Origin of the sequence: Rhizobium altiplani, assembly GCF_001542405.1 — a bacterium.
GTDB lineage: Bacteria > Pseudomonadota > Alphaproteobacteria > Rhizobiales > Rhizobiaceae > Rhizobium > Rhizobium altiplani.
The window spans coordinates 75,574-85,468 of record NZ_LNCD01000086.1; the positions used below are offsets into that span (position 1 = coordinate 75,574).

Consider the following 9,895-nt stretch of genomic DNA (forward strand, 5'->3'; position numbering starts at 1 on the left):
GACGGTGACCTGAAATGTCCCGCCCATCGCAGCAACTGCCTGCATCTTTCAGGCAGGTTCGTATACCCTGGTCGCTGCCTTGACCTGCGCAGCCAGCGTCAGCACGAAGCCGAGCGAGATGACGGCGAGCGCGGCGCATGTCGCGATTGCGGTTCCGGCACCGGCGCGATCGAGGATCGCCGTGAAGACGACGGGTGCGATGGCATTGGCGAGGTTCTGCGGCAGCGACAGGCGGGCTGATTGCAGCCCGAATTCGCGCGGCGAGAACAGGGCGAGCGGCAGCAGGGTGCGGGCAACGGTCATGACACCGGAGCCGAAGCCATAGAGCAGGATGAAGGTGACGAGCAGTGGCGTCGAGGGCGGGATCAGCAGCATCATCACGAAGCTTGAGACCATCAGGCTCACGCCCATTGCGGCGCTGAGGATCGGATTGCCGCGGCGCCCGAGGAGCATGTCCAGGAAGCGGGCGGAAATGCCGATCACGCCGCGTGCCGAACCGAGCTGCAGCGCCAGCGCAGGCGAGGCGCCTGACTGACGCAGTATTTCGAGCAGCGATGGCGACACCCCGAAAGTCACGAAAGTCGATATCGTCGTTGCGGCGGCAATCAGCAGGAAGGCCTTGCGCTGTCCCGCAGGCGAAAGCGGCACCGGCGTTTCCTGTGCGGCGCTGCCGTCCGCAGTAAAGGCGATCGGCTTCGGCAGGGCGAAAATATGCAGCGGCAGGCAGACGAAAAACTGCAGCGCCGCGCAGATGAGAAACGTCATGCGCCAGCCGACGCTCGCGTTCAGCTGACTGAGGATCGGCCAGAAGATCGCGCTCGAAAGGCCGGTGAACAGCATGAGGATGGCAATCACCCGTTTGCTGTCAGGTCCGGCTCGCTCGACGACGGCGGTATAGGCCGGAGCGGAAAGACCGAAGGCGCCGCCGGCGCCGATCGCAATCCAGGCAAGTCCATAGAGGACGAGGCCGTGGGCGGCTGACAACAGCAGCAGGCCGATCGTGAAGGTAATCGACGCGGCGGCGAGCACGCGGGCGGCCCCATGCCGGGCGAGCAGGCGGCCCGTCGCAGGGCCGACAAGGGCGCTGACGACCATCATGATGCTCAACCCGCCGAAAACCACCTCGTTCGGCAAGCCGAGATCCGGCGCGATGACGCGCCCCATGACACCGAGCATGTCGAAGGTACTGCCCCAGCCAATCAGCTGGGTGACGGCAAGCACGGCAATCGTCTGCACCGAGCGCAGGGGGATGGATCGAGACATGGAGGGCTTTGACGCGAACGGGGTAGGGGCGGGCAAGGTCGTAGCAGCTTCGCCGGCTGGTTGAAAGTGACAAGTGGATGACACCAAGGGCGCTGGCTGCGCCTGTTTCCTCGAAGGGATCGGACAATGGTGGCGCAGAAGGGCAAGGACCTGCTCCTGAAGATATTCAACGGTACGGCTTACGAAACGGTGGCGGGGCCGTTCCAGGCGAGCGCGCTCGAATATTCCGGCCAGTATAATGGCAAGGTGATGTTCGAGCTGGCGCTGGAATCGGCCGGCGTCATCAGCTTCGAGGCGCTCTGATGCGGGCGGCGGGGGCAAGGGCGAACCGGCGCCGCGGCGAGATCGAGGCTGTCATCGATGGTGGACAGCGGATCCTCTGCCTCATGCTTGACGCGTTGGCGGAACTGGAGACAGCGTTCTCCGCGGAACAATCTCGTCGGTCTGGCCGAGCGCTTCTCGCGCGGACAGCTGAAGGCAGCCGACATGATCCGTATCATCGGCGCCGGTCGTCGCGGCGGCGTCGGAAAGTGCAGCTCCCTATTTTTCCAACCGAAGCTGAGCCGACACCATGCAGCGGCGTTTCCTGGAGGCGCATCACGCGTCGTGGAGGCCTGCGGGCACTGACGCCGCTTGCCCCCGTCCACATCAGATGCGCGCGCAACGACGATGGCGTGAAGGTCCCTGGATCCGGCGCGGGCGCGACAGCGCCTACAACTGGCTCGCCGCCGAAATTCCGCTGGATGAGCCGTTTGAACGCTACCGCGTCGAGATTATGGACGGTGACGCGGTTCTGAGAGTAAGCGAATCCGACAGGGCGGAGTGGGTTTATCCCACCGCTGACGAACTCGCCGATTTCGACCATCCGCAAAACAGCCTCAGCTTGCGTGTTTGGCAACTTGGGGAACGTGTGTCGCTCGGCATTCCGGCGCACGCGACATGTGTTGTGTGAATTTCATCTTGAAGGAGAGAAAATGATAGATCTGAAGAATTGGTACAGTTCGAAGACCATTTGGGGCGCGCTGATTTCAATCGTCGCATCTGTGTTGCATTTTGCCAGTATCGACCTTGGTGCGACGGACAAGAGCCAGTTGGTCGACGCAGTCGTCAACATAGCTGGCGCACTCGGCGGCCTGCTCGCTGTTTTCGGGCGTGTCACCGCCTAGGCGACCATCAAGTCCGTTTCTTGAATCCGGCGCGGCGAGCGGAAAGCTTCGTTCGCCGACCGGACTTTCGAACACGCCTGGCGTGAATTCGGAATTGTTCTAAATATCAAGGATTACAAGGCATTCATTTGCCATTCAGGTCTCTTGAGTACATAGTCTGGGCCAAGTTAGTATCCATTGAAAGCATTGCACATGGCCTCTCCCTTGAGCGTCGCAGCGCTAGCCGCCGGGCTGGCGATAACGTCGCCCTCACCGGATAATCCGCGTACCCTGACGGTGCGTGTTGCAGGCGATTGCAGCGAGGCCGCGCGTGAGGTTGTGGAAAAAACGGGAGGTCAGCTCCTTTCCGTTCAGCCTGCTGGCGACAGCTGCATCATCACCGTCCTCGTCCAAGGCAACGGACAGCGCCCGCGTAAAGTGACCGTCAAGGTTCCGATGTAGGCAGAATCGCCCTATCTAGACGCCAAGAGATCAAGCGGAGCAAAGCGGACCGATGCGCATTCTGGTAGTCGAAGACGATGTCAACCTGAACCGGCAGCTCAGCGACACGTTGAAGGAAGCCGGTTACGTCGTCGATCAGGCCTTTGACGGCGAGGAGGGCCACTTCCTCGGCGATACCGAGCCTTATGACGCGATCATTCTCGATATCGGACTGCCTGAACTGGATGGCGTCACGGTGCTCGAAAAGTGGCGTGGCGCAGGTCGCGGCATGCCCGTGCTGATCCTGACGGCGCGCGACCGCTGGAGCGACAAGGTCGCGGGCATCGACGCCGGCGCGGATGACTACGTCACCAAGCCGTTCCATGTCGAGGAAGTGCTGGCACGCATCCGCGCCCTGATCCGCCGCGCGGCGGGGCATTCCTCGTCCGAGATCATCTGCGGCCCCGTGCGGCTCGATACCAAGAGCTCAAAGGCGACAGTCAATGGTGTGGCGCTGAAGCTGACCTCGCATGAGTACCGGCTGCTGTCCTATCTCATGCATCACATGGGGGAAGTGGTTTCGCGTACCGAGCTGGTCGAACATATGTACGATCAGGATTTCGACCGCGATTCCAATACGATCGAGGTTTTCGTCGGGCGCCTTCGCAAGAAGATGGGCGTCGATCTGATCGAAACGGTGCGCGGGCTCGGCTACCGCATCCAAGCGCCGAACAATGCGAATTAAATCGCTTACTGCACGCGTCCTGCTGCTGACCACGATCTGGTCGACTGTCGCGCTTGTCGTCATCGGGTTGCTGATCTCGACGCTCTACCGAAAGAGCGCGGAACGCGGCTTCCAGGACCTTTTGCGCGCCCAGCTCTATAACGTCGTCAATTCCGTTACGATCGGCGACCAAGGGGCGCTCAGCGGCAGCCCGCAACTTGGCGACCTGCGTTTTGCGCAGCCGAAGACGGGCTGGTATTGGGTCGTCGAACCACTCGGCACCTACACGGCGCCGCCGCTCGTGTCGCCCTCGCTGGGTTCCGCGTCGATCCCTGTACCCTCTGTTCTCGAAGCGCCCTTCGACAAGAATTATGAGCGCTACTATCAGGTGACGGATGCTGCGGGGAATCGGATCCAGGTTGCCGAGACCGAGGTCGTGCTGGATACTGACGGTCGCGCCGCCCGCTTCCGCGTGACCGGCAACGTCGATGTTGTCGAGAACGACGTTCGCAATTTCTCCCATAGCCTTTACCTGGCGCTCGCCGGCTTCGGTGTCGGCAGCCTGATCGTCAACGCACTGGCGATTCTCTACGGCCTCAAGCCGCTCGACAAGGCGCGCGCCGCGCTCGAGCGCATTCGCGCCGGCGAGAGCGAGCAGTTGAAGGGCGATTTTCCGCGCGAAATCCTGCCGCTCGCCAACGAGGTCAACGCGCTGATCGACAGCAATCGCCGCATTGTCGAGAGGGCGCGCATGCAGGTCGGCAACCTTGCCCACTCCCTGAAGACGCCGATTGCCGTGCTGCTCAACGAGGCGCGCGTGCTGGAACGCACGCACGGCGATCTCGTGCGCGGCCAGGCGGAGGCGATGCAAGGCCAGGTGCAGTCGTATCTGAACCGTGCCCGCATTGCGGCGCAACGCGAATCCGTGCTTGCCCGCACCGACGCCGAACCCGCTCTTGAGCGCCTGGTGCGCGTGATGCGGCGCTTGAACCCCGACAAGCAGTTTGAACTCACGGCGGCGCAGCCACATGTTGCGGTCGCCATGGAACAGCAGGACCTAGAAGAGATCGTCGGTAACCTTTTGGAGAACGCCGCCCGTTTCGCGGCGACCAAGGTTCGCGTTTCCGTCGCGGAAGCACCGGAGGAGGTCAAGGGCACGGAAGGCAGCGGGCGTCGCCACTGGGTCGAGCTCGTTGTCGAGGACGATGGGCCAGGGCTTGAGCAGGATCAGGTTCGCGAGGCGCTGAAGCGCGGCAAGCGGCTGGACGAAAGCAAACCGGGCACCGGCCTTGGACTTTCGATCGTGACGGAGATTTCCAACGAGTATCAGGGGCGGCTCGAATTGTCCCGCGGCGAATGGCAGGGATTGAAGGCCCGGCTTATTTTGCCTGGCATCACAAAGGATGTTGCGTGAGCATTTGCTTGATGTCACATAGACATAGGCGATTGCATAGCATGCTTTGCCTTATTGCCGACACGGCTTGGTGCGCGTGTGGCTGCGTAATTGACACCTAATTCTGGTTCGGCTGAATGATGCTACGTTCGCAAGGCATGATCGTTTCCTCGCTTCTTGTCGCCATCACGCTGTCAGCGTGCCAATCGACAAAAAGCGGTGGCTCCGGCGGTCTTTTCTCGAGGAAACCTCCTGCTTCGGCTACCTATATCGCGGCATTGCAGGGCGGCATCATCGGTCGCAGCGGCGTGGATATCAGCGACAGCGACCTCCAGCGCGCCCTGGAAGCCGAGTATCGCGCGCTGGAAAGTGCTGCAGTCGGACAGCCTGTTGTCTGGAGCGGGCGCAATGTCAGCGGCAGGGTCGTCGCGTCTGCACCCTACCAGGTCGGCTCGCAGAACTGCCGTCAGTATACCCATAGCGTGACGATCGGCGGCAAGGAAACGGTGGCGCGCGGTTCCGCCTGCCGAAACGATAATGGCAGTTGGTCGCCCCTCGGCTGAGCGACGGCAGAATTAACTGCTCGGGCCATGTTGCGGCCAAACGCCTCAAATAATCGTCATTGCGGCTTTGCTTGTTGGAATAGATGTTCGCTTCGAGTATTTGGCATCTATGCTTTTCTGGATTCTTGTGGCCGCTCTGACGGCCGCCGTCGCTGCCGTTCTGCTTTACCCGCTTCTGCGTGACACGAGAGCGATCGATGACGCGCATGCCGGGGAGGCTGCCGTCTATCGCGATCAGTTGCGGGAACTCGATCGCGATCTCTCTGGTGGGCTGATTTCAGAGGATGAGGCCGATTACGCGCGAGCCGAAATTGGCCGGCGCCTGATCACTGTCTCGGCCGCGCCGGTCACCGATCGCAAGGCCTCGAAACATCACCGTCTTTCCGAGGCGTTCGTACTGCTGCTCCTGCCGATGGTGGGGCTCTGTCTTTACATTTTTGTTGGGCGACCCGATTTGCCGTCGCAGCCGCTGCAAGCCAGACTTGAGAATCCCGGCAACGATATGGCGATCCTGGTCGCCAAGGCCGAGCGGCACCTGGCGCAAAATCCCGATGACGGCAAGGGCTGGGACGTCCTGGCACCGATATACTTCAACACTATGCGTGTCGCCGATGCCGAGAATGCTTATCGCCGCGCGATCCGTCTGCTCGGGCCGAGCCCGGTGCGGCTGGACGGCCTTGCCGAGACGCTGATGGCGATCTCGGACGGTGTGGTCACCGAAGATGCGCGCAAGGTGTTGGAGCAGTCGCTTCAGCTAGATCCCGACAATCCGAAGGCCCGGTTCTACATTGCGCTTAGCATGGAGCAGGCTGGTCAGGCAGCAGAGGCCAAGGTCGCCTTCGAGGCGCTCGCGAAGCAATCGCCGGCCGACGCGCCCTGGTTGCCGCTGGTCGCCGAACACATTGCGAAGAATGGCGGCGCGCCGCCGAGCGGTGCCGCGCGCGTGCCGGGCAATCCGACGCAGGCTGAGGTTGCCGCTGCGGAGAGCATGAGTCCGGGCGACCGGCAACAGATGATCCGCGGCATGGTGGAGAGCCTTGATGCCAAGCTGACCCAGGACCCGAACAATCTGGAAGGCTGGCTACGGCTTGTCCGCTCTTATGTCGTATTGAAAGACACGGATCGCGCAGTTGCGGCTCTGAAGCGCGGACTGGCAACGTTTCCGGCCAGCAGCGGACAAGGCAAGCAACTCCTTGCGCTGGCGCAAGAACTTGGCATTGCGATGGATGGCGGCGTGTCGCCCAGCGGCGCCGCGAGCGCGCCCGGTAATCCCACCCAGGCTGAGGTTGCCGCAGGCGAAAGCATGAGTGCCGGTGACCAGCAACAGATGATCCGCGGCATGGTGGAAAGCCTTGATGCCAAGCTGACCCAGGACCCGAACAATCTGGAAGGCTGGCTGCGGCTTGTGCGTTCTTATGCCGTATTGAACGAAAAGGCACACGCGGTCGACGCGTTGCGGCGCGGGCTAGCGGTCTTCCCTGCGACGGGCGAGCAAGGCAAGCAACTGCTGGCGCTGGCGCGAGAGCTCGACATTGCGACAGAAGGAATGACGGAATGACGCGCAAGCAAAAGCGCCTGGCGGTGATCGGTGGCGGCATGAGCTTCATCATTGCCGCGGTGCTGCTCGTCATGTTCGCCTTCAGCCAGTCGGTGGCCTATTTCTATATGCCTGCGGATATCGCCAAGAACCCGGTGCCGCCTGGAACGCGCATACGTCTCGGTGGCCTGGTGGGCGAGGGCAGCATCGTGCGCGGGGGGGGATCGACGGTGCAGTTTGCGGTGACCGATGCGACCGGCGATCTGGTCAGGGTACGATATACCGGCATTCTTCCCGATCTCTTTCGCGAGGGCCAGGGCGTGGTGACCGAGGGGCGTTTCGAAACGGGCAGCGACGTCTTTACCGCCGATACGGTGTTGGCCAAGCACGACGAGAAATACATGCCGAAGGAAGTCGCCGACAAGCTGAAGGCCCAAGGGCTTTGGAAGGAAGGAGAGGCGGTGCAATGATCATCGAGATCGGCCACTATGCCCTGATCCTGGCGCTGGCGACGGCGCTCGTGGTCTCCGTCGTGCCGGTGATCGGTGCAAGGCGCCTCGACCGTGCGATGATGGATCTGGCCTCCGTCGGGTCCCTGGCTATGTTCGCGCTGGTGGCGTTCTCCTTCGGAGTCCTGACCTACGCCCATGTCGTTTCCGACTTTTCGGTCGCCAACGTCTGGGAGAACTCCCATTCGCTGGTGCCGCTGCTGTTCAAATTGTCAGGTGTCTGGGGCAATCACGAGGGCTCGATGATGCTCTGGCTGCTGATCCTGGTGCTGTTCAGCGCCCTGGTCGCGCTCTTCGGACGGAATTTGCCCGATACGCTGCGGGCAAACGTGCTCGCCGTGCAGGCCTGGATATCGGTCGCCTTCATCCTGTTCATCCTACTGACCTCCAATCCCTTCATGCGGCTGGATCCGGCTCCGGCCGAGGGGAAGGACCTCAACCCGGTGCTGCAGGACGTCGGTCTGGCGATCCACCCGCCGCTGCTCTATCTCGGCTATGTCGGCTTCTCCGTCTGTTTCTCCTTTGCCGTGGCTGCCCTTCTCGAAGGCCGCATCGATGCCGCCTGGGCGCGCTGGGTGCGGCCCTGGACGCTGGCCGCCTGGACGTTCCTGACGCTTGGCATCGCCATGGGCTCCTACTGGGCCTATTACGAGCTCGGCTGGGGCGGCTGGTGGTTCTGGGATCCGGTCGAGAATGCCTCCTTCATGCCCTGGCTTGCCGGGACCGCGCTGCTGCATTCGGCGCTCGTCATGGAAAAGCGCGAGGCGCTGAAGATCTGGACGGTGCTGCTTGCCATCCTGACCTTCTCGCTGTCGCTGATGGGCACGTTCCTCGTGCGCTCGGGGGTTCTGACCTCGGTGCACGCCTTTGCCAGCGATCCGACCCGCGGCGTCTTCGTCCTGTTCATTCTGCTGATCTTCATCGGCGGGTCGCTGTCGCTCTTTGCCTTCCGTGCGCCGCAGCTCTCGGCCGGCGGCCTGTTTGCGCCGATCTCGCGCGAAGGGGCGCTTGTCCTCAACAACCTGATCCTCACCGTCGCCTGCGGCACGGTGCTGACAGGCACGCTCTATCCGCTGCTTTTGGAGACGCTGACCGGTGACAAGATCTCGGTCGGGCCGCCCTTCTTCAACATGACCTTCGGCCTGCTGATGGCGCCGCTGCTGGTCATCGTTCCCTTTGGCCCGCTGCTCGCCTGGAAGCGCGGCGATCTGCTCGCTGTTCTGCAGCGGCTCTATCTGGTCGCGATCCTGGCTTTTGTTGTTGCGGTGGTCTTCTTCTATGTCCAGCACGGCGGTCCCGTGCTTGCCGTGCTCGGGCTGGCTGGAGCGCTGTTCCTGATCTTCGGCGCGATCGCCGATCTGTGGTATCGCGCCGGCGTCGGCAAGGTCGCGGCCTCCGTCGCCTGGAGACGCCTTGCCGGCCTGCCGCGCTCGGCCTTCGGCACGGCGCTCGCGCATGCCGGGCTTGGTGTTGCCGTCCTCGGCATCGTCGCGGTGACCACCTTCGAAACCGAGCATGTCATCGAGATGAAGTCCGGCCAGAGCGTGGAAGCCGGCGGCTACGCCGTGCGGTTCGACGGCATGAAGCCGGCGACCGGACCGAACTACAGCGAAGAGCGCGGTCACTTCACCATCAGCCGCGGCGGCGTCGAGGTTGCCGATGTCTGGTCGTCCAAGCGGATCTACACGGCGCGGCAGATGCCGACGACGGAAGCCGGCATCGTGACGTTCGGGCTGAGCCAGCTCTATGTGTCGCTCGGCGATCCGACGAACGACGGTGGCATGGTCGTGCGCATCTGGTGGAAGCCCTTCATTCTCTGCATCTGGGGTGGCGCGGTGATCATGGCGATCGGCGGCTTCGTGTCGCTGAGCGACCGGCGCCTGCGTGTCGGGGCGCCGAACCGCAGGGCAAAGCCGCTGCGTCCTGCCATGGAGCCGGCCGAATGATGAGGCGTCTGCTCCTGGTGATAGCGATAGTTCTGTCGGCCGCGCCGGCCTTTGCCGTCAATCCGGACGAGGTTCTTGCCGATCCGGCGCTCGAGGCGCGCGCCCGGGCGATCTCCGCCGAACTGCGCTGCATGGTCTGCCAGAACCAGTCGATCGACGATTCCAATGCCGAGCTTGCGAAGGACCTGCGCCTGTTGGTGCGCGAGCGGTTGACCAATGGCGATACGAACGAACAGGTAATGAACTACATCGTCTCGCGCTACGGCGAGTTCGTGCTGTTGAAGCCGCGCTTCGAAACGAAGACGATCCTTCTGTGGGGCGCGCCGCTCCTGCTCGCCGTCGCAGGCGGCCTCTCGCTGATCGTCTTCGCACGG

At 62.7% G+C, this 9,895-nt stretch carries 12 protein-coding genes and 1 pseudogene; 12 read left to right on the plus strand and 1 reads right to left on the minus strand.

Going from position 1 to position 9,895, the window contains the following annotated elements; translation table 11 throughout:
* Nucleotides 1-48: 48 nt before the first annotated feature.
* Nucleotides 49-1,263: an MFS transporter gene (locus tag AS026_RS21220; RefSeq protein ID WP_062371579.1), complete on the minus strand. Its 1,215-nt coding sequence runs from the start codon at nt 1,261-1,263 to the stop codon at nt 49-51.
* A 126-nt stretch (nt 1,264-1,389) separates the two neighbouring features.
* On the opposite strand from AS026_RS21220, the gene AS026_RS42410 reads away from it, so the two are divergent.
* The 12 genes and pseudogenes from AS026_RS42410 to AS026_RS21275 form a co-directional block, all read left to right on the plus strand.
* Nucleotides 1,390-1,566, plus strand: coding sequence for a phage tail tube protein (locus AS026_RS42410; RefSeq protein WP_167354913.1), 177 nt, complete (start codon nt 1,390-1,392; stop codon nt 1,564-1,566).
* Nucleotides 1,566-1,782: pseudogene (locus tag AS026_RS43520) on the plus strand (gene transfer agent family protein); the annotation flags it as partial. The gene AS026_RS42410 and the pseudogene AS026_RS43520, both read left to right, overlap by 1 nt.
* Nucleotides 1,783-1,834: 52 nt before the next feature.
* Complete coding sequence (locus tag AS026_RS21230; RefSeq protein ID WP_160330120.1) at nt 1,835-2,215, plus strand: hypothetical protein; 381 nt, start codon at nt 1,835-1,837, stop codon at nt 2,213-2,215.
* Between the two features lie 22 nt (nt 2,216-2,237).
* Nucleotides 2,238-2,429 (plus strand): hypothetical protein, encoded by a 192-nt coding sequence (locus AS026_RS21235; RefSeq protein ID WP_062371583.1) that lies wholly within the window; start codon nt 2,238-2,240, stop codon nt 2,427-2,429.
* Between the two features lie 192 nt (nt 2,430-2,621).
* Nucleotides 2,622-2,870 (plus strand): hypothetical protein, encoded by a 249-nt coding sequence (locus AS026_RS21240; RefSeq protein WP_018860059.1) that lies wholly within the window; start codon nt 2,622-2,624, stop codon nt 2,868-2,870.
* 52 nt (nt 2,871-2,922) lie between these two features.
* The gene (locus AS026_RS21245; RefSeq protein WP_018860060.1) at nt 2,923-3,594 is read left to right on the plus strand and encodes a response regulator transcription factor; all 672 of its coding nucleotides are present in this window, start codon (nt 2,923-2,925) and stop codon (nt 3,592-3,594) included.
* Nucleotides 3,584-4,987, plus strand: a complete 1,404-nt coding sequence (locus AS026_RS21250; protein ID WP_018860061.1) for a sensor histidine kinase — start codon at nt 3,584-3,586, stop codon at nt 4,985-4,987. Before AS026_RS21245 ends, AS026_RS21250 begins: the two co-directional genes overlap by 11 nt.
* Nucleotides 4,988-5,103: 116 nt before the next feature.
* Nucleotides 5,104-5,529: a membrane protein gene (locus tag AS026_RS21255; protein ID WP_025661003.1), complete on the plus strand. Its 426-nt coding sequence runs from the start codon at nt 5,104-5,106 to the stop codon at nt 5,527-5,529.
* 109 nt (nt 5,530-5,638) lie between these two features.
* Nucleotides 5,639-7,087, plus strand: coding sequence for a c-type cytochrome biogenesis protein CcmI (gene ccmI, locus AS026_RS21260; RefSeq protein WP_025661002.1), 1,449 nt, complete (start codon nt 5,639-5,641; stop codon nt 7,085-7,087).
* Nucleotides 7,084-7,536: a cytochrome c maturation protein CcmE gene (gene ccmE, locus AS026_RS21265; protein WP_025661001.1), complete on the plus strand. Its 453-nt coding sequence runs from the start codon at nt 7,084-7,086 to the stop codon at nt 7,534-7,536. Before ccmI ends, ccmE begins: the two co-directional genes overlap by 4 nt.
* A complete protein-coding gene (locus tag AS026_RS21270; protein ID WP_062371585.1) occupies nt 7,533-9,521 on the plus strand; it encodes a heme lyase CcmF/NrfE family subunit in 1,989 nt (662 codons plus the stop codon). Before ccmE ends, AS026_RS21270 begins: the two co-directional genes overlap by 4 nt.
* On the plus strand, nt 9,518-9,895 hold a 378-nt coding region (locus AS026_RS21275; protein ID WP_062371587.1), incomplete at its 3' end, for a cytochrome c-type biogenesis protein. The genes AS026_RS21270 and AS026_RS21275, both read left to right, overlap by 4 nt.

Excerpts from the sequence above, each read along its gene's own strand:
- AS026_RS21220 (WP_062371579.1), bottom strand. The coding sequence starts at position 1,263 with ATGTCTCGATCCATCCCCCTGCGCTCGGTGCAGACGATTGCCGTGCTT.
- AS026_RS42410 (WP_167354913.1), top strand. The coding sequence starts at position 1,390 with ATGGTGGCGCAGAAGGGCAAGGACCTGCTCCTGAAGATATTCAACGGT.
- AS026_RS21230 (WP_160330120.1), top strand. The coding sequence starts at position 1,835 with ATGCAGCGGCGTTTCCTGGAGGCGCATCACGCGTCGTGGAGGCCTGCG.
- AS026_RS21235 (WP_062371583.1), top strand. The coding sequence starts at position 2,238 with ATGATAGATCTGAAGAATTGGTACAGTTCGAAGACCATTTGGGGCGCG.
- AS026_RS21240 (WP_018860059.1), top strand. The coding sequence starts at position 2,622 with ATGGCCTCTCCCTTGAGCGTCGCAGCGCTAGCCGCCGGGCTGGCGATA.
- AS026_RS21245 (WP_018860060.1), top strand. The coding sequence starts at position 2,923 with ATGCGCATTCTGGTAGTCGAAGACGATGTCAACCTGAACCGGCAGCTC.
- AS026_RS21250 (WP_018860061.1), top strand. The coding sequence starts at position 3,584 with ATGCGAATTAAATCGCTTACTGCACGCGTCCTGCTGCTGACCACGATC.
- AS026_RS21255 (WP_025661003.1), top strand. The coding sequence starts at position 5,104 with ATGATGCTACGTTCGCAAGGCATGATCGTTTCCTCGCTTCTTGTCGCC.
- ccmI (WP_025661002.1), top strand. The coding sequence starts at position 5,639 with ATGCTTTTCTGGATTCTTGTGGCCGCTCTGACGGCCGCCGTCGCTGCC.
- ccmE (WP_025661001.1), top strand. The coding sequence starts at position 7,084 with ATGACGCGCAAGCAAAAGCGCCTGGCGGTGATCGGTGGCGGCATGAGC.
- AS026_RS21270 (WP_062371585.1), top strand. The coding sequence starts at position 7,533 with ATGATCATCGAGATCGGCCACTATGCCCTGATCCTGGCGCTGGCGACG.